Consider the following 19,311-nt stretch of genomic DNA (forward strand, 5'->3'; position numbering starts at 1 on the left):
AGGAACACTTATTTCCTGTTGTTGATACGCTCCATCCCTTCACCCGGAACATCAACGCGATCAACATTAAATGGACTCCATCTCACTGCATTCGGCCATTTCCGCCATTGCCCGTTCGATATAAACCTTCGCTTCCTCATCGGTTTCCTTGAGCACAGCCGCCTGCAATGCCGCTTCCGCTTCCTCGCCGCCGATTTTGCCGAGCGACCAAGCAGCAGTTCCTCTCATGACCGGACGCGGATCGTCTTGAAGCACGCCGATAAGATCGCCGACCGCACTCTTTTCTTTAAAATTGCCAAGCGCGATAACGGCGTTTCGCTGAATCGGCTTTTTCCCCCGCCATGCGGAGGACATACTGCCGTAACGCTCTTTGAATTCCCGGTTGCCGATTGTCAGCAAAGGAACGAGCAGCGGTTTGACCAGCTCATGATCGGGCTGCAGCTCGGGATGATGCGTCCAGTTTTTCCGTCTATTCACCGGACAAACCGTCTGACATGTATCGCAACCGTACAACCGATTGCCGATTTTGCGCATAACCTCGTCTTCCAAAAAGCCCTTCGTTTGCGTAAGAAAAGAAATACAGCGCTTGGAGTCCAGTTGTCCCGGACCGACCAGCGCTCCTGTCGGACATGCATCGATGCATTTCGTGCATTCCCCGCAGCCGTCCGCGAGCGGCTTGTCCGGCGGAAGCGGCAAATTCGTAATCATCTCGCCGAGATAAATCCATGAGCCAAGCTCATCGTTCATGATCATGCAGTTTTTACCGCCCCAGCCAAGGCCAGCCCGTTCCGCGACCGCCCGATCGGACAAAGCGCCGGTGTCGACCATGCTTTCGACTCGAAGCTCAGGCACTCTTTCCTTCAGCCACGCCTCCAGCTTGCTCAGCCTGTCCCGCAGCACCGTATGATAATCCTGCCCCCACGACGCCCGGGCTATTATCCCTCTTCTTGCCCCAGGCTCTGACTTGGGCGGATCGACCAGCTTGGACGGGTACGCAATGGCAATAGCTATAATCGATTGCGGGCTGTCGAACAACAAAGACGGGTTTGTCCGCTTGTCGAGATCCGGTTCCTCGAAGCCGGACTCTCTGCCAAGCTCCCGGTGGCGGATCAGAATCTGCTTCAGCTCAATGAATGGATCTGCGGAAGCAACGCCGATTTTGTCAATGCCGAGCGAAGCCGCCGCATCCAGCATTTCTTCTTTTAACCGCATCCAGCGGTCGCCGTCCTTCATCGCTTTTCCCTCCCGTTAACATCTAAGCCGCATCGCGATGAGCCGGACAAACTTCCGAATGACGCAGAAGCTTCTCGTCAAGCGAGACGCTTGATCGCCCCTCTGGCCAGCTCGTCGCAGCGATTATTCCATTCGTTGTCGCTGTGCCCTTTTACTTTTATATACTCGACCTTATGAAGCTTCATCAACTCCCATAACGCCTTCCAAAGATCCTGATTCTCGACAGGCTCTTTCTTGCTGTTCTTCCATCCGTTGCGGAGCCAGCCGTGAATCCAGCCCTTCTGAAAGCAATTGACGACATAAGCCGAATCACTGTATACCTTGACGGAGCACGGTTCCTTCAAAATGCGCAGCGCTTCAATAACCGCTGCAATCTCCATCCGGTTGTTCGTCGTATCCGCTTCTCCCCCGGACAGCTCTTTGCGGTGCGCTCCGTAAAAAAGAACGGCTCCCCAGCCGCCCGGTCCCGGATTGCCTGAGCAAGCCCCGTCCGTATAAATCGTAACTTCCTTCATCGCCTATTCTCCTAAAGCCCTCGCAACTCTTCGAGCGGCCATACTATAAATTCGGCTCTGCCGCGTATGAGCGATTCCGGTACGGCCCCGAACATTCGGCTGTCCTTGCTCGCCCTTGCATGACGGTTGTCGCCCATTACAAAATAAAAGCCTTTTTCAACGGTAACCGGCATAAAATCCATATCTTCGATTTTCGAATCTATATACGGCTCGCTAACCTTCAGTCCGTTGCGATACAGCTCCTGATTATAAATCTCCAGCCGATCGCCTGGTACGCCAACGATCCTTTTAACCAGAAATTCCCGTTTCTCGCCGGTAGCCACAGGGTCTACCAGAATGACGACATCTCCTGCTTTTGGACTGCCGATCAAATATACGAGCTTGTTAACGAACAGCCACTCCTTTTCGTGAAGGGTAGGCTCCATCGAGCGGCCTTCCACCGTAGACAAATTAAACACGAATAGATGCAGCGCCATCACGATGGCGAACGAAATCGCAATCGTTCTTGTCCACTCCCACGCTTCCAAAAGCCAGGATGGCTTTGACGTCCTGTCGCCGCCTGCGTCTTCCGTTATCGCTTCATTCGAAGAGGAGGTGTTGTTCAACGGTTATCACTCGCTTTCGCTTTCGCTATCGCAATTGCCGAATTGTTCATACCAGCTGTCGTAATAGGACCGAATATGTTTTTCTTCAAAAGGCTCCTGCCCGCGATCCATCCGGGACAGCAGCGCGCTAAGACCTTGCTGCACTTTATCCTCCACCATTTTCGGATAATGATAAGCGATGCGGTGCAGGTCGTACTCGTCCTGATCGACAACATGCCGCATTCCGTCAGCCGTTCGAATCACGTCGAGATCGTAATCGATGTAAGTCAGCACGTTATCATGCACATATGGAGGCGAGGCGACATTGCAATAGTAGCGAATGCCTGTCTGCTCCAATAATGCAACAACGTTAAACCACTGGCCCGGTATGAAAAAGGAGACAGCCGGCACCTTGCTCACCCACAGCTTGCCGTCGGACTCCAAAATCGGCGTTTGACGATTGATCAGCACAATCATCTCTTCTTCCCGATGCCGCGGCGCAAGCCATTCGTCCGGTATCCGCCAATTGCGCTGCCAGGTGCGATGAAGACGCCCGTCATGCTTAAAGCTTTTTATCATGCAATGCTGATAGTTGGCCATGCCGTTCTCCTCGCCAATCTGTATCTTCATTCCCTACTGTCCTGTATATAAATAGAAAAGCATATCTCATCCCCAAAAGCAATGGCGATGCAGATATGCCCTGCAAAATGGCCGCCTGCAATGAATCGCGCCGGCTAACCTGCTATAATGCTTAGTTTATGAAACGAACGGAAAAAGTCGTTCGCGGCATAGCCCATCGATTCATACAACGACAAAACCGGCTCGTTGTGCTCATCGACAGTAATGAGTATTTTCTGAACATTGCGCTGTTCGAAGCGCTGACGCAGGGACTGTATGAGCAGCTTTCCAATCCCTTTCCGTTGATGGTCAGGATGGACCGCAATGCGATAATAATAGCCTTTATTATTATCTATCGTACCGATAATCATACCTACAACTTCTGATTGGTCGACAGCGACCAGAACAAGCTCACTGTCCCATGACAATTGACGCGCAAAAGCTTCCATTGTTTGCTCGTAGCACTCTTCAGTAAGGACTTCCTCGAGGAGTGTCGTTAGTGGTCTGTAATCAGATAACTGGAAGGAACGAACGTTCATTAAATAAACACCTTCTATACCCTGTCATAGTGCTGCAAGTATATAAAATACGACATTGTTTTTATATTTCCTTCTCAATTATATAAAAATAATTTAAAAAATTAAAGAAAAACGTAAAATATTGTTGAAAACGCTTTATATTAAGCGCTTACAAGCAGTTTTTTCCTATTTACTCCGGATAAATCCGTTTTCCTTGACTTTTCGTTAATTTAGGAGGGTCTTAAGTCATAGAAGAAGGAGATTGAGGGTCGATAAAATCTTTACCGACTTTTTAAACATTTATGTATATTTAATGTTGATTTATTTAGTCGGATAAGGGATAATAATAAAAGAGATTTACATATCCCAACTTATTAGGAGGCTGTTAATAATGGCTCATCAATTACCTGCTCTGCAATACGCGAACAACGCTCTGGAACCGCATATCGATGCGTTGACGATGGAAATTCACCATGACCGTCACCACAATACGTATGTAACAAACCTGAACGCCGCTCTGGAATCCGCTCCTGAGCTGCAAGACAAATCGTTGGAAGAACTGCTTGCCAACAACCTGGCAATCGTTCCTGAAGCGATCAAAACAGCGGTTCGCAACAATGGCGGCGGCCATGCTAACCACTCCCTGTTCTGGGAAGTTATCGGACCAAACGGCGGCGGCGCTCCAACTGGCGCGCTTGCAGCAGCTATCGACAGCGAGCTGGGCGGCTTCGACGCGTTCAAAGCTGAGTTTGCTAAAGCAGCTACTACTCGTTTCGGCAGCGGTTGGGCGTTCCTGGCTGTAAAAGACGGCAAGCTGAAAGTATACAGCCTGCCTAACCAAGACAGCCCGATCTTCGAAGGCGAAACTCCGCTTCTCGGTCTGGACGTTTGGGAGCATGCTTACTACCTGAACTACCAAAACAAACGCCCTGACTACATCGCAGCGTTCTGGAACGTTGTGAACTGGGCAGAAGTTGGCAAACGTTACGAAGCAGCAGCAAAATAATAGAGCTACTCATTCAAGGGCCGTCCGCTACAATGCGGACGGCCCTTGTTGCTTAAGAAACTCGGCCTATGCGCCGGGTTTCTTTTTATTATCCGCAAAATCAATGGAGTGCTAGAGAGAACTGCGCACATTCAGCAAATAGGCGGTGCGATGCGAGATTAGAAGCTTCTCGCGGATAGGCGCCAAAGTTCAGCCCGTTCATGCACCGGTATAGGCATTCGCCGCATAGGATGGAAAAGAATCGCCTAATCTTTTGCGAAGGAGCCTGACTGCTGTATGAAATATACTTACAAGTACATCAATACATTGGACGGCAGCGTCGTCAATTGCGGCTGCGGCGGGCCGAGAATGTTAATGCCTGCTACGGGTGCGGGACAGGGATCGGGGCAAGGGCAAGGGCCAGGACATGGACCGGGACCGGGGCCGTTCCCGCCAGGACCGGGGCCGTTCCCGCCTGGGCATGGGCCGTTTCCACCTGGGCCGGGGCCGTTCCCACCTGGGCCGGGGCCGTTCCCACCTGGGCCGGGGCCGTTCCCGCCTGGGCCGGGGCCGTTCCCGCCAGGGCCAGGGCCATTCCCACCTGGGCCGGGGCCGTTCCCGCCTGGGCCGGGGCCGTTCCCGCCAGGGCCAGGGCCATTCCCACCTGGGCCGGGGCAGTTCCCGCCGGGACCGTGGTTTCCGCCAGGACCGTGGCCGTTTCCGCCGGGCGGAGCCGGCATTGTCTCCGTCTTCATTAACGGAGGAAGTGCCTTCCCTAATATTAACCAAGGCTACCGGATTCGCTTCCGACCAGGTCTTACCATCGCCCAAGCGCTTGCTGAAACCGGCGTCGTCCGGTTCGGCTTCAACGGTCAAATCGCTTCCGTCAGCGGTATCCCGATCGGCGGGCAAATCAGCTACATTCTCCGTCTGAACGGCCGCATTATCCCAAGCACGCTGCTTAATTTCCCTGTCCAACGAAACGACGAAGTTTCGCTGCTGCTCATCTTCACGCCATCCGATAGGTCGGACGACGAGCAACTCGCCGATATTTCCGATGTCTCTCTTCATTCCAGCGTTTCCTCTGTGGCTCCCGATATCGTGGAAGCTCACGAGCAGTTGCCGCAAAATCCATTGCTATAAGGGTTAACAGTGCCGTATCAACAAGGGCATACTCAAAAAAGCCGCATCCAACATCGCGAATAAATGCGATAACGGATGCGGCTTTTTTTACCTGGAGGCCGCTTCCCAGTCCTATTTTTCAGAAATGTCGACGCCCGCTCGTTTATTTACGCCGATCTTCAGGCGCTTTTGCTTGCCCTTGCTGAATGGCCTTGCCTTTTCCGCTTATCAGCTTCAACTGATCGTTCTCGTAGCCGACCTCGTAAGTGACCTGATATTTGCTTAGCTTGTACTGCCCGTCAACTCTCTCATCCACAGAGATAACGGCAGTGACCGTTGCCTCGTCTTTATTCTTCTCCGTCACATGCATATCGTCGATCACCACATTTCGGGTCGCCATATAGCCTTCGCGGAAGCTCTCGTAACGGGTTCCCGCTTTCCAGTTGCCTCCCAGCAGCGAATAGGCATATACATAATCGGCATTATTCAGACTGTCATAGAAGTGTGTCACTAAATATTCGGCATACTCGCCGATTGTCGCATCCTTTTGCACAACGCCGTCATTATCGGCGAAGGCAAGCTGAGGCAGCTTAGCCATCGGCTCGGACGACCATGCCTCCGCAAGATCCAGCACATTGACAACGGGAATACTGAAGCCAATCGAGCCTTCGTCGATACCTGCTGAGTTAATGCCGATCACTTCTCCCGTCGACTTGTCGACAAGCGGCCCTCCGCTGTTGCCTCGCGCGATAGGCGCGGACACTTGATACAAGTCCTTGTACGTATAAGGCTCGATTTCAAAACTGCGGCCGAGCCCGCTAACAATACCTGTGGTAACGGTATTCTGAAAGCCTAGCGGACTGCCGACGGCAATGACGTCATCTCCGATTTCCGCCTTCCCGTCCCTGCGCACTGGCAGCGGCTCGGTTCCAGCCAATTCAGCGACGCGAATAACCGCAACGTCGATATCCGTACTGATGCCGATGACTTTGCCTTCGAACTCTCTCGCATCGGCCGTCTTAATGCGGACGCGGCTTGCTCCCGCAACGACATGCCCGTTCGTAATCAGATCGCCCTGGTTATTATACAGAAAGCCGGAGCCCTGCTTGCCGTCCTCTGTCTCAATCATGACGACAAGCTTCTGCGTCTCGTAAATAATATCTTTCAACGATTTCACGGCAGCCGCATTTCCGTTGGCGTTGGCAAGCAGCGGCTTGCCAGACAGCTGCTTCGGCAGCTCCGAACGGATTGCGACAATCGCGGCAGCCCCGCACAGAAGCACCGCAATTGAAATCGCAAGAGCGCCCCAAGTTCTTTTTTTCATATCTCTATCGTCTCCTATTTCCGAAAACCATTAATCCAAGTACCAGGTCGCATGATCGATAACAACCTTCACGTTCTCATCCTCAACGCCTTGGATGACGCCTTCAAAATGGAAGTTTTCTCCCGCTTCAATGTAACTCGGCTTCGCCTCTGCCGTCCCGGATTCGATCGCATCCCCGTTTGCGTCATGCACCGTATACTCAATCGTTACCGAATAGATCGGACGGGTAGCTGCATTTTTCATCTCGCCGTTAATGTGCAGCTCGCCGGACTCGCCAAGCTTCGTTTCGATTTTCACGACCTCGACGGCGGCAGTCTGATTAATCAGATCCTCTTCCGCGGCCTTCTGCATCGCGTTGGCAATGCGCTGCTGCTCCGCCTGCTCGAATTTCGTTTTCTCTTTCTGCACTCTATCATACAGCTTCAACAGTTGTTCGTTGCCTGTTACGTACGACATGCCTTGCTGCACGACAGCGAGCGCCTCGGAGAAGTTTTTCTTCTTCAGCAGCGCTTCTGTTTCTTGTGTGGTGAGCCCCGCAAGCTTGTCCTCAATCTTCTTCTGCAACGCCGAGGCGATATCGCCGTTTAAGCTTCTTATCGCGTTATACTTCAATCCAAGCTCTTCTATCGTCAAAAGCTGATCCAGCTCCGCCGAGGTTTGTTCCACAATGACCCGTACCGACAGCTCGTCATATTGTTCGCGCAGACTGGCAAACAGCGGCTCTTCCCTGCCCCGCATTTGCTGCCTCAGCTGATCAAATAACTGAAGCGCTTCGTTCACCCGCTTATTTTCCAGCTTTTTTTCGATAGCAGCGATTGAACGCTTAAACGATATCGCCTCATTTACAATGGACAGATCGGCCTGAGCTGCCGTATAACTTGGCCGCAGGTGCAGCGCATCGTCAAGAAGCTGAGCCGCTTGCTCGTAACGGCCGGCCAGCGCCTCGGACTTCGCCTGCTCCTGATGCTGCAGCACCCGCTCATTGCGATTGGATTCGTACAAATAATAGGAAAATACAGCCCCAGCACTTATAACAAATATACAAAGAGGAATAAGCCAGATGGTGATTGCTGAACCGCCTGCTGTTTTTTTCCTCGATCTTCCCGTTTCAATGGCAGCCGCTAGTTGCTCTCCAGCCGCCTGCAGCTCGACCGCTGCCGCCTCTTCATCAGGGACGCTCCGTCCCGATCCGCGAGTTTCTAACAATTTGCCGCATTTGCTGCAATAAACGGCATCGTTCGCATGTTCTTTTTTGCAATGAAAGCAATACACTTCCGTTCAACTCCCGCCGTGGTACTCTCTCTCTCGTTTAGGCATCTTCTATTCTACTTGAAAAAGTTAATGATCTCCATTTTAATCTATTGGAAATAAGTACTGTCATTATATACGAGCGAACACCCAAAATAGTTCATTTATAAAAAAAACTTACAGCCCTCAAGCAGCTGTAAGCGGCTGTGCAATCCCATTAAATCAAATATTTCGGCTCAAAACCGAAATCAATGCTTGACTTGAAGTGAGGGGAAGCGTTGCGGGTCAGAGGGTTCTTCCGATCGCCATTAAAGCCTGATTCCTTTATTTAATAGAGGTTTGAGGTAGGAATCATGCTTTAAAAGCGAACACTTTCGTTTCTCCAGAATCCCTCTGCCCCTCCACTTTTTCTCCTTTTCCGTCAAGCACTGATTTTAAATTAAATCAAATATTTCTCTTTTAAAATGTTCAAATGGTACCGTTCATGACCAGCAATTATATAAGCCAGCGCCCGGACTGAAATGGTCGTTCCGTTAGCGGTTCCCCTTCGCTGCCATGCAGCCTCTGAAAGCAGTCCCAGCATCGAGAGGGTAGCGATTCTTACAGCGGCGAAATCTTCAACCAGCACGGCGAGAGGAACGGAGGCAAGATCAACTGTCGCTATGTACTCGTCCTGATCGTATCCAGGCAGCGAGGTCTGATCTCCTCTGGCCACAGCCAGCAGCCGATAGGCCATAATTCGCTCGTTGTCCGCTATATGGGCGACCACTTCTTTCAAGCTCCATTTGCCTTCCGCGTAACGAAACTCCGCTTGCGAGTCTGTCAGCGAGCTCATCAGGGCGCGGGTATCCGCTAACTGCTCTCGCAAAATCGCGAGAATATCTCCATCAGGAACCAATCGGACATAGGTGCTCTGATACTCCGTATATTCGTCTGCGCTCGGAACAGTGTTGATCATACTTTCTCCCTCCTTGTCGTACAGGTCAGGTTCAAAGGCTTTCTCTCATGGAAATTATAGCACGTTCAAGTCATGCCATCCATTTCCAACAAAAAAAAGACGCAAGCCGCTCGGGCTGCGTCTTCCATTATCCACCGGTAAGACCGGCTGTCATTCTTAGAGGGATGACTCTTTGATCGCTTTCAAACGCTTCATGACATCATTCGCTCCGCGTCCGTAGTAGTCGTGAAGCTCATTATATTCGGCATACAGCTTATCGTAAACCGCGACGTTCGCCGGAATTGGACGGAATGTCTCCTCCTGCACGCGGGCCATTCGCTCCGCCGCATCCACCACGCTGTCGTAGCCGCCTCTGTCTGCTCCCGCGGCTACCGCTCCGAACATCGCCGCGCCAATCGCCGGCGTCTGTTTCGAAGCTGCTACCTTAATCTCGCGATTGGTCACGTCCGCATAAATTTGCATAAACAACCGGTTCTTTTGCGGCAAGCCGCCGCATGCGTACAGCTCGTTCACTTCAACGCCGCTGCCGTGAAAAGCTTCGATAATTTTGCGGGTGCCGAAAGCGGTCGCTTCCAGCAGCACCCGGTAGATCTCCCAAGGCTTTGTCAGCAGCGTCAGGCCGACGATCGTACCGGTCAAATCGGTATCGACGAGGACCGAGCGATTGCCGTTCCACCAATCGAGCGCCAGCAAACCGGATTCGCCCACAGCAAGCTCAGACGCCTTCCGCTCCAGATAGACGTGGATGTTGACGCCTTCCCGCTCGGCTTCATCGCGAACATAGCCTGGCACGGCCTCCTCCACATACCATTCGAAAATATCGCCAACTGCCGATTGTCCCGCTTCGTAACCGTAATAGCCAGGTATAATGCCGTCCTCTACAACGCCGCACATCCCTTCGACTTCCTTCTCCTCATGACCGAGCAGCAGATGACAAGTGGACGTCCCCATCGCCATCACCAGCTTTCCTGGCGTGACGACGCCGACGCCCGGCACGCCCGCATGCGCATCGATGACGGCAACCGCTACTGCCGTTCCAGCAGCAAGACCCATCCGTTCTGCCATCGCCGCCGTCAGCTCGCCCGCTTTCGATCCGAGCGGGAGCACGTCACCGCGCAGCTTCGTCTCGGCAAGATCGGCCAGTCTCGGATCAAGCGCCGCCAGAAATTCGCGGCTAGGGTAGCCGTCCCGCTTATGCCAAGTCGCCTTGTAACCAGCGGTGCAGCTATTACGGACAAAACGTCCGGTCATTTCCGCGACGACCCAATCCGCCGCTTCGACAAACCGGTCGGTCCGCTCATAAATATCCGGCGCTTCGTTTAGGACCTGCCATACTTTGGCAAGCATCCACTCCGAAGACAATTTCCCTCCGTAGCGCGCCAGGAAAGACTCTCCCCGACGAGCGGCCAGCTCGTTAATGAGATTCGCTTCATCCTGCGCGGCATGATGCTTCCACAGCTTTACCCAGCTGTGGGGATGGTCTTTGTACGCATCTTGCAAGCAAAGAGGCGTTCCTTCCGTATCGATTGGCAGCATGGTGCAGGCGGTAAAATCGATACCGAGGCCGATCACATCGGCGGGATCGATCCCCGCTTGCAGTAAGACAGCCGGCACCGATTGCTCCAGCACTTCCATGTAATCGGCTGGATGCTGCAGCGCCCAATCCGATTCCAGCCGAGCTCCGGTGGAAGGAAGCCTCTCGTCGATTACATGATGGCGGTAAGCGGTTACATGTTCAGCTACTTCAAATCCGTTCGAAAGATCAACTAACACCGCTCTTCCTGATTGCGTGCCGTAGTCGATGCCGATTGCGTACTTTTTACCCATAGTTGCGTCGTCTCCCATCGTGAATAAGTAATCTCGTACAGCAAGCGCCTAAAAAGCGAGCGCTTTCATCATTTAACGCTCTCCAATGAGCGTTCCGGCATTTGCTCAAGTATAGCATAAGTTTGACGCATTGGGGCCGCTTCCGCAAAGCGCTCGATACCATTCGCAATCTGGAAAGAAACGATCGTCGATCACATCTGAATAAAAAGCCGCTTCTGGACAAACAAGTCCAGAAACGGCTTTATTCGCGGCGCCTTAACGGCCTTCCACTTGCGCCAGTCGTTCAAGCAAGTACTGCTTCACGTCAGCGGACAGATCCTCCCGCTCCAGCGCGAAATCAATCGTCGCCTGTACGAAGCCCAGCTTGTCGCCGACATCATGCCTTCTGCCCGTAAAACGGAAGCCCGTAAGAGGCGAAATACGGTTCAACTGCTGAAGGCTGTCCGTCAGTTGAATTTCACCAGCCTTGCCCGGTTTCGCCCGCTCAAGCAGATCGAATACCGCTGGCTCCAGCACATAGCGGCCAACAACCGCCCAGTTGGAAGGCGCCAGTCCCGGAAGAGGCTTCTCTACGAGATCACGAAGCAGCCCTTCCTTGCTTGCCGGATCGAAATCGACAATGCCGTATTTATGCGTCTGATCCCAAGGCACCTCCATCACGGCAACGACCGAAGATTGCCTGCGCTCGTAAATATCGATCATCTGCTTCAAGCAAGGCGGCTCCGACGTTAAGATATCGTCACCAAGCAAAACGGCGCACGGCTCGTCGCCGATAAATCTTCTAGCGCACAATACCGCGTGGCCGAGCCCCAGCGGTTCCTTTTGACGAACGTAATAAATGTCAGCCAGCTTTGAAATTTGGCGGACAACGTCTAGCATGAGCTCGTTGCCCCTCTCTTCCAATTCGGCCTCCAGTTCATAAGATTTATCGAAATGGTCCTCAATTGCCCGCTTGTGGCGGCCGCTGACGATAACGATGCTCTCGATGCCGGAACGAACAGCCTCTTCCACAATATATTGAATCGCCGGTTTATCAATGATGGGAAGCATTTCCTTCGGCTGCGCCTTCGTCGCTGGAAGAAATCTCGTTCCTAGTCCGCCCGCCGGAATAATAGCTTTGCGCACACGCTGTTTCAAATCGCACCGCTCCTTATCCTTGTACCCTTCTTACTTTCCATCATACTATCTTCTGCCAACTTTATCCATACCCTTGTTCGCTTTTTGGCTCCGTCTTGTGGATGCCTTGCAGCGGCAGCCGGATAACAAAGACCGTGCCGGTAGAAGCAGGCTTTCGGCCAAACGCGTATGAATCGCTTCCGCTTGCGGCGTCAGTCTCTTCAATTTCAATCGAACCGCCATGAATCTCGATAATTTTACGCACAATAGACAAGCCTAAACCGCTGCCTCCAACGCTGCGGTCCCGCGAAGCGTCGGATTTATAAAATCGCTCAAACACGCGGTCCCGCTCCTCGGAGGCAATGCCGACCCCGGTATCGGCAATTCGAACGACGACGTTCCCGTTTTTTTCCGACAGATGAAACGAAACATTTCCGCCGTCTGGCGTAAACTTGATGCTGTTCGACAGTAAATTGATCCATACCTGACTGAGCTGGTCCTCATCCGCCTTAATCGTCGTTTCTTCCATAAGCAGCTCGACCGTCAGTTGCTTGGCCACCCATTGCGGCTCGCAGGATAATACCACATCGCGTAGTTGCCGGTCCAGCCTGTACGGCTGCGGATGAAAAGGATGCTGCTGCGAGTCGAGGGAAGCGAGCTTCAGCAAGTTCTCACTTAATCTCGATAATCGGTTGCTCTCCTGCTTAATAATGCCGACATAACGGTTCCTCTCAGCCTCAGATAACTGCTCGCTGCGCAGCGCTTCGGCGAAGCCGCCAATCGAGGTTAGCGGCGATTGAATTTCGTGCGAGACGTTGGAGACGAAATCTCTGCGCATCGTCTCGAGCTGCGACAGGCCGACCGCCATCCTATTAATGCTGTCGGCCAGCTCGCCAAGCTCGTCCTTGCGGTTCGCCGGCAATTGAACGGAGAAATCGCCCTGCGCAATTTTTCCCGTCGCCGCTTTCATCATTTTGAGCGGCTTCACCAAATAGCGGGCTGCTACAAGAATGAGCGCAATGCCCACCAGGAGTAGTGTGGCGACAATCGTTACCGTATTCCGTTGATAAACGCGAACTTCACCCATCCGGTCCGGCGTTACGAAGAGGGCCCATCGCATACCGCCGAATCGAACGGCTTCGCCTATCGCGGGAGGAGCGCTATCCTCTCTTCCGCTCAGTTCAAATTGCCGAACGTTTCCCGCGAATACGTCGCTCAGCATTCCTCTCGTCAACCCGTCAATCAGCTGCTGGCTGCTTTTCCCGGCCGAGATGATCGTACCCCGCTCCGAAATCGCCACGATCGTCAGCCCCTGAACGCCGGAAAGGCCTTCAATAAACCTTGGAAGCGAGCGCGGCATTGATTCGTTATACAGCTGCTCGATACGGGCAATCGTGTTGCGCAGCGACTGCTCGAATTGCCCGTGCATGTCCCGTTTGAACGTCGTATTGGCGATAAAAATCGATATCCCTGTGCTAATCAGAACAATGAGCAGAAAAGTAGCCGTAATTCGTACATAGAGACTCCGGATCATAGCCGCTCTTCCAGCCGATAGCCGAGACCCCGTATCGTAACGATCCGAAAACCGGACGTCTCCTCGGGGAACCGTTCCCGCAGCCTCTTAATATGAACGTCAACCGTTCGCTCGTCGCCCTCGTAATCCATTCCCCAAAGCTGCTCGATCAAATGCTCTCTTGTAAAGGTTTTGCCGGGATAGCTCCCAAGCTTGAACAGCAGGTCGAATTCCTTCGGCGGCATCGGCACCTCCACCCCGCGCGAGAGCGCACACAACTCGCTGCGGTCCATGCTCACCCGGCCGAATTCAAGCTGCCGCGAAGTTGCGATCCGATAACGTTTAAGCAGCGCCTTCACCCGCATGACCAATTCCGGCGGATCGAAGGGCTTGACCACATAGTCGTCGGCACCTTGTTCGAAGCCTCTTACTTTGTGGGCCGTCTCACCTTTCGCCGTCAGCATAATAATCGGCAGATCGTAGGCCTCCCGCAGCTCCGCGCACAGCGCCCAGCCATCCTTTCTCGGCATCATGACGTCGATAATAGCCAAATCCGGCCGCACTTCATCCAGACGCGACAAGGCGTCCTCGCCGTCCTTGGCCTCTATAATGTCGCAGCCTTCCCGCAGCAGGAAGAGAGCGACCAGCTCGCGAATATTCGGATCGTCGTCGACGACCAGCACTTTTGCCATTGGTATCCCTCCGAAATAACGTCTATCCCACTACCTTAATACAGCAACATGAAATTAAGATGAACATGTTTGACTTTCCAGGTAGATTGCAATAATTTTAAACTAATATTTCGATACCGATTTATAACGGAGGGATCTATGATGCATAAAGCAATTATTATCGGCACCGGCCCAGCCGGTTTAACGGCCGCGATCTACCTGGCGCGCGCCAATATGGAACCGCTCGTTATCGAAGGCTGGCAGCCAGGCGGCCAGCTGACAACGACGACCGAAGTTGAGAACTTCCCCGGTTTTCCGGAAGGCATTCTCGGCAGCGAATTAATGTCCAATATGCGCAAGCAAGCACAGCGCTTCGGCGCAACGTTCCGCACCGGCTCGGTGAAAAGCGTCGATTTCAGCGAGCGTCCTTTCACGCTTGACGTTGAAGGCATTGGTGAGTTGAAAGCCGAATCGGTCATTATCTCGACTGGCGCCTCCGCCAGATATCTTGGCATTCCGGGCGAGCAGGACAATATCGGACGCGGAGTCAGCACCTGCGCGACCTGCGACGGCTTCTTCTTCCGGGGCAAAAAGCTCGTTATCGTCGGCGGCGGCGATTCCGCAATGGAAGAAGCGGTCTTCCTGACCCGCTTCGCTTCCGAGGTAACCGTCGTCAACCGCCGCAATGAGCTGCGCGCCTCGAAAATTATGCAAGACCGCGCCCGCGCGAACGAAAAAATCAGCTGGGGCCTGAACCGCACGCCGCTTGAAGTTGTCGCAGGCGATCAGGGGCTGCAAGGGCTGAAGGTTCGCAACAATGAGACCGGCGAAGAAGAAGTCGTCGCGAGCGACGGCGTATTTATCGCAATCGGCCACACGCCGAACACCGGCTTCCTCGACGGACAAATTACGACTGACGAGCAGGGCTACATCCTTGTGAAGCCAGGAACGACCGAGACCAACATTCCGGGTGTCTTCGCCTGCGGCGACGTTCAGGATCGCCAATACCGCCAAGCTATAACGGCGGCAGGCAGCGGCGCTATGGCCGCACTGGACTGCGAGCGGTTTTTGGAGGAAAGCAGCCACGGACAACCGGCTAACGTATAACGTTGCGCTGACGTAATAGTCGAATCTATCGCAAGCCATGATTAGGCATCGCCCCGTTTAATTGACGGGCGCGGTGTCTTTTTTTGTTCATACCCATCATGTCTTTGCGAACTCAGCAAACTGCTTCTTCTTGTTGATGGGGGCGACGGTCTTTTTCCATATAGGGGTTGACTTTTCATTCTTATTTTGTAATAATTCTAATTAAGAAATTAATATAAACAACAGCCAATCGTCCACTCTTCTCTGGCATAAACTTGGAAGGGTCGGCGCAAACTAAATCCCGGAAAGGATGAGATCGAATGACAACAACTCATGCGGTACTAAATAAGCAAATCGCCAACTGGAGCGTACTGTACATCAAGCTGCACAACTATCATTGGTATGTAAAAGGAACGCAATTTTTCACATTGCACGTAAAATTCCAAGAGTTCTATGAGGAAGCGGCGCTTCATGTCGACGAGATCGCGGAGCGGCTGCTGGCGCTGCAAGGCTCTCCGATCGCGACGATGCGGGAATACTTGAACACGTCCAGCATTAACGAAGCGAGCGGAACTGAGACGGCGACTCAAATGGTCGACGCACTGATCGCCGATTTCTCCGCCGTCATCGGCGAGTTGAAAGAAGGCATGGCTATCGCGCAAGCGGACGGGGACGAAACGACAGCCGATATGTTGCTAGCCATTCACACGACGCTTGAGAAGCATGTGTGGATGCTCCGTGCTTTCAACTCCTAAACGTTTAAGAATCGAAGGGCATGGCTAGGCCGACCGTTTTCTGGCTTCCCTGCCTGTCCTGCTCTCAGCTAGGAATGGCTAAGGCAAAAAAAGACGCATCCTGCTCCGCGCTCATTGCGGAATTGGATGCGTCTTTTCATCATTTAGAGACCGCCGTCATGCGGCTATATGTCATACTGTTGTGCCTCATCATAAGAAGGCTGCCTGACTTGGACGCCCTACCTTGCCTTACTTGCTTAGGCGGCACTCAGCGTCATCCGCACGGGAGCCATAATCTAGCGAGGCGGCCTTACCCCATCAGCTTAATCGTGCAGCTGGCCGCCGTCTCGCCGCCCCATAGCGCCTCCAGCTTGTCGCCGTCGACAAGCGCAGCGACGCCGGCCGGCGTGCCTGTGTAGATCAAATCGCCAGGACCGAGGCCGTATGCCTCGTCGATATGGCGAATCAGCCTGCCAATGCTGAACAGCATATCGGAGGAGTTGCCGATTTGCGCCCTTACCCCGTTGCGCAGCAGCTCGAAATCTTTCGCTTTCAGCCCTTCTTCGCCGGGATAAGGCAGCCACTCGCCTAATGTAGCCGAGTTTTTGAAGCCTTTCGCCTCGAGCCAAGGCAATCCTTTTGCCTTTAATACCGACTGTACGTCGCGCAGCGTCAAATCAAGACCTAGCGTGAAGCCGTCGATCACGTCGTCCGGCTCCATGCCCGGCTCCAGACGCTGCCCTACCCGCAGCACCAGTTCCAGCTCGAAATGCACCTCGCCCTTGCCGCCGGGAAGCTCGATCTCGTTTCCGTTCATCGGCACTGCCGCGTGCGTCGGCTTCGTGAACAGAAGCGGCGCCGTCGGCACCTCATTGCCAAGCTCCTCTGCATGCAGACGGTAATTGCGGCCTACGCAATAAATATTACGAATGTTTTCCATTTGCGCTCTCGTCCTTCCCGTTTTGTACGCTACGATGAATACTGTCGATAGGCGAGACGGTTAGTTAGGCGCGAAGCACTCGCGCCGTCCGCCGTTTCGCTATAGATCGCTGGATCTTCTCGAGACGGCTAGTTCGCTTATCCCTTCTTCTGTGAAGCGATTTTCTCCGCCAGCTCGTTCAGCTCCGTCCAACGGTCAAGCAGTTGCTCCAGCTTCGACTCCAGCTGCTCCTGCTCCTGAACGAGCTTCTGCAGCAGCACGGAATCGCTGCCGGATTGCTCCATTTGCTCGCCTACCGCTTGCAACTGCGCTTCCGTTTCTGCAATCAAGCCATCGATCTGCTCATAGTCCTTCTGGTCCTTATAGGACATGCGCAGCGGCTTATCGCTCATCTTCGGCTCCGCCGCGTCCGCAGCAGACTCTGCCGGCTTGGCGGCAGCTTTGGCCGAAGCCATCTTAGCGCCGCCGCCGGATACAGCGGCGGAGCCCGGATCGGTCCCGTGCTTGCTTACGTAATCCTGGTAGTCGGAATAATTGCCCGTGTGCAGAGACAGCACGCCATTGCCTTCGAAAGCGATTATTTTATCAACAGTCCGATCGAGGAAATACCGGTCGTGGGATACCACGAACACAACGCCCGGGAAATCGTCCAAATAATCTTCCAGTACCGTCAGCGTCGCAATATCCAAATCGTTGGTCGGTTCGTCCAGCAGCAAAACGTTAGGTGCATTCATCAATACCCGCAGCAGCTGCAGCCGTCTTTTTTCCCCGCCGGACAGCTTCGAAATGAGCGACCACTGCATCGCTGGCGCGAACAGAAAACGTTCCAGCATTTGACCCGCCGATATCGTCGTGCCGTCTGCCGTGCTTACCTGCTCTGCTCCTTCGCGGATATATTCGATGACACGCATCGATTCGTCCATTTCCTCATGCTCCTGCGTGAACCATCCGAGATTGACGGTCGGGCCGAGTTCGATGGAGCCGCCGTCCGGCTGAAGCTTTCCTTCGATCATCTTCAGCAGCGTCGACTTGCCGCTTCCGTTCCGGCCAACGATGCCGACACGATCCTCGGGCACGGCGATGTAGCTGAAATCGCGAATGATGCTGCGTTCGCCAAACGATTTGGCGATATGTTCGATTTCGATAATCTTTTTGCCCAAACGGGTCGAAGCCACCGACACGTCCATTTTGCCCGACGCTTGTTTTGGCGCCTGCTCCTTCAATGCTTCAAACCGGTCGATACGCGCTTTCTGCTTCGTCGTCCGCGCCTTTGCTCCTCGTCTAATCCAGGCCAGCTCGTTGCGCAGCAGGTTTTGGCGCTTGCTTTCGCTCGCCGCTTCCCGCTCCTCCCGCTCCAGCTTTAGCTCCAGAAAGCGGCTGTAATTAGCCTGGTAGAAATAGGCGCTGCCTCTATCCAGCTCGATGACGCGATTGCTGACGCGATCCAGGAAGTACCGATCATGCGTAATCATCAGCAGCGCTCCTTTGCGCTTTTGCAGCATGCCTTCGAGCCACGCGACCGAGTCGTTGTCGATATGGTTGGTCGGTTCGTCCAAAATCAGCACTTCCGACGGCTGCAGCAGCGCCGCAGCCATCGCCACCCGTTTGCGCTGTCCGCCGGACATCGTCTCGACCTTTGCTTCGCTGTCCAGTATCCCCAGCTTCGCAAGCGCAATTTTCGCCTCGCTCTCCAGCTGCCAGGCATCGTACTCGTCCATCTTCTGGTTTGCTTCGATGAGCTGCTGCTGCAACGGCTCATCGCTCGGATTCAACTCGAGCGCCTCCAACGCGGCCGCATAACCGCGCACCGCGCGCAGCTGAGGCGAGTCGCCGCCGAGCACATGCTCCAGCGCCGTTTCGCCAGCTGCAAACACCGGGTCCTGCGAAAGCATCCGCACCGTTACTCGGCTGCCGATCGAGATTTGGCCCGAATCGGCGGGCTCCAGACCGGCGATCACTTTCAGGAACGTCGATTTGCCGGTGCCATTGACCCCGATTATACCGATTTTATCGCCGTCCTCGACGCCAAACGTAACGTCTTCAAACAGCATTTTCTCGCCGTAGCTCTTTGTTATATGTTCAACTGATAATAAGTGCATGCCATTCCAACCTACTTTGCTTCGGATTCGGGAGCTCTCTTCAGCGCCTTGCTTGCACGCTGCTGTGGGCAGACTGCGTCCGCTAGCCGAGCGTCCCGCCATCCGTATCATACCATAATCCGCCCAGCCGTTCACAGCCTGAATGCCGTCATTCGGCCACCCTCATACAACAAAACACCGCGCGCTGAAAACTGCCAGCGCGCGGTGCAAAACCGCCGAT

18 protein-coding genes are annotated in these 19,311 nt (G+C 53.6%); 4 read left to right on the plus strand and 14 right to left on the minus strand.

The window, feature by feature from the left end; genetic code table 11:
- Positions 1–66: 66 nt before the first annotated feature.
- From queG to ACFVTB_RS04100, 5 genes are all read right to left on the minus strand, one after another.
- A complete protein-coding gene (gene queG / locus ACFVTB_RS04080) occupies positions 67–1,233 on the minus strand; it encodes a tRNA epoxyqueuosine(34) reductase QueG (RefSeq protein ID WP_387745570.1) in 1,167 nt (388 codons plus the stop codon).
- Between the two features lie 77 nt (positions 1,234–1,310).
- On the minus strand, positions 1,311–1,748 hold the full coding sequence (rnhA, locus tag ACFVTB_RS04085) for a ribonuclease HI (protein ID WP_387745573.1): 438 nt from the start codon (positions 1,746–1,748) through the stop codon (positions 1,311–1,313).
- Between the two features lie 11 nt (positions 1,749–1,759).
- Positions 1,760–2,353 carry a signal peptidase I gene (lepB, locus tag ACFVTB_RS04090; RefSeq protein WP_387745576.1) on the minus strand — a complete coding sequence of 198 codons (594 nt, stop codon included), beginning with the start codon at positions 2,351–2,353 and terminating at the stop codon, positions 1,760–1,762.
- Positions 2,354–2,359: 6 nt separating this feature from the next.
- The gene (locus ACFVTB_RS04095; protein ID WP_387746185.1) at positions 2,360–2,932 is read right to left on the minus strand and encodes a DUF402 domain-containing protein; all 573 of its coding nucleotides are present in this window, start codon (positions 2,930–2,932) and stop codon (positions 2,360–2,362) included.
- Positions 2,933–3,066: 134 nt separating this feature from the next.
- On the minus strand, positions 3,067–3,489 hold the full coding sequence (locus tag ACFVTB_RS04100) for a GNAT family N-acetyltransferase (protein ID WP_387745578.1): 423 nt from the start codon (positions 3,487–3,489) through the stop codon (positions 3,067–3,069).
- 370 nt (positions 3,490–3,859) lie between these two features.
- On the opposite strand from ACFVTB_RS04100, the gene ACFVTB_RS04105 reads away from it, so the two are divergent.
- Together ACFVTB_RS04105 and ACFVTB_RS04110 are read left to right on the plus strand one after the other, a co-directional pair.
- Positions 3,860–4,474: a superoxide dismutase gene (locus ACFVTB_RS04105; protein ID WP_387745581.1), complete on the plus strand. Its 615-nt coding sequence runs from the start codon at positions 3,860–3,862 to the stop codon at positions 4,472–4,474.
- Between the two features lie 276 nt (positions 4,475–4,750).
- Positions 4,751–5,596, plus strand: coding sequence for a hypothetical protein (locus ACFVTB_RS04110; RefSeq protein WP_387745584.1), 846 nt, complete (start codon positions 4,751–4,753; stop codon positions 5,594–5,596).
- A gap of 142 nt (positions 5,597–5,738) precedes the next feature.
- Here the strand turns inward: ACFVTB_RS04110 and ACFVTB_RS04115 are convergent, their stop codons facing one another.
- The 7 genes from ACFVTB_RS04115 to ACFVTB_RS04145 form a co-directional block, all read right to left on the minus strand.
- The gene (locus tag ACFVTB_RS04115; protein ID WP_387745587.1) at positions 5,739–6,899 is read right to left on the minus strand and encodes a S1C family serine protease; all 1,161 of its coding nucleotides are present in this window, start codon (positions 6,897–6,899) and stop codon (positions 5,739–5,741) included.
- Positions 6,900–6,929: 30 nt separating this feature from the next.
- A complete protein-coding gene (locus ACFVTB_RS04120; protein ID WP_387745590.1) occupies positions 6,930–8,171 on the minus strand; it encodes an FxLYD domain-containing protein in 1,242 nt (413 codons plus the stop codon).
- Between the two features lie 415 nt (positions 8,172–8,586).
- Entirely contained in the window at positions 8,587–9,105 is a 519-nt protein-coding gene (locus ACFVTB_RS04125; RefSeq protein WP_387745593.1) for a DinB family protein, read from the minus strand.
- 156 nt (positions 9,106–9,261) lie between these two features.
- Complete coding sequence (locus ACFVTB_RS04130) at positions 9,262–10,932, minus strand: ribulokinase (protein WP_387745596.1); 1,671 nt, start codon at positions 10,930–10,932, stop codon at positions 9,262–9,264.
- 255 nt (positions 10,933–11,187) lie between these two features.
- Positions 11,188–12,069, minus strand: a complete 882-nt coding sequence (galU, locus tag ACFVTB_RS04135; RefSeq protein WP_387745599.1) for a UTP--glucose-1-phosphate uridylyltransferase GalU — start codon at positions 12,067–12,069, stop codon at positions 11,188–11,190.
- Positions 12,070–12,130: 61 nt separating this feature from the next.
- The gene (locus ACFVTB_RS04140) at positions 12,131–13,582 is read right to left on the minus strand and encodes a sensor histidine kinase (RefSeq protein WP_387745602.1); all 1,452 of its coding nucleotides are present in this window, start codon (positions 13,580–13,582) and stop codon (positions 12,131–12,133) included.
- Positions 13,579–14,253 (minus strand): response regulator transcription factor, encoded by a 675-nt coding sequence (locus ACFVTB_RS04145; protein ID WP_387745605.1) that lies wholly within the window; start codon positions 14,251–14,253, stop codon positions 13,579–13,581. The genes ACFVTB_RS04140 and ACFVTB_RS04145 overlap by 4 nt, the downstream gene beginning before the upstream one ends.
- Before the next feature lie 141 nt (positions 14,254–14,394).
- Here ACFVTB_RS04145 and trxB point away from each other — a divergent pair, with 141 nt between their 5' ends.
- Both trxB and ACFVTB_RS04155 read left to right on the plus strand, forming a co-directional pair.
- Positions 14,395–15,339 carry a thioredoxin-disulfide reductase gene (gene trxB, locus ACFVTB_RS04150; RefSeq protein WP_387746187.1) on the plus strand — a complete coding sequence of 315 codons (945 nt, stop codon included), beginning with the start codon at positions 14,395–14,397 and terminating at the stop codon, positions 15,337–15,339.
- A gap of 299 nt (positions 15,340–15,638) precedes the next feature.
- Positions 15,639–16,073 carry a Dps family protein gene (locus ACFVTB_RS04155; RefSeq protein WP_387745608.1) on the plus strand — a complete coding sequence of 145 codons (435 nt, stop codon included), beginning with the start codon at positions 15,639–15,641 and terminating at the stop codon, positions 16,071–16,073.
- 289 nt (positions 16,074–16,362) lie between these two features.
- Here ACFVTB_RS04155 and ACFVTB_RS04160 read toward each other — a convergent pair whose 3' ends face one another.
- On the minus strand, positions 16,363–16,992 hold the full coding sequence (locus ACFVTB_RS04160) for a fumarylacetoacetate hydrolase family protein (protein ID WP_387745611.1): 630 nt from the start codon (positions 16,990–16,992) through the stop codon (positions 16,363–16,365).
- 137 nt (positions 16,993–17,129) lie between these two features.
- The gene (locus ACFVTB_RS04165; protein ID WP_387746189.1) at positions 17,130–19,091 is read right to left on the minus strand and encodes an ABC-F family ATP-binding cassette domain-containing protein; all 1,962 of its coding nucleotides are present in this window, start codon (positions 19,089–19,091) and stop codon (positions 17,130–17,132) included.
- Positions 19,092–19,311 lie beyond the last annotated feature (220 nt).

It is taken from the genome of Paenibacillus sp. NPDC058071 (assembly GCF_042885235.1).
Classification (GTDB): domain Bacteria; phylum Bacillota; class Bacilli; order Paenibacillales; family Paenibacillaceae; genus Pristimantibacillus.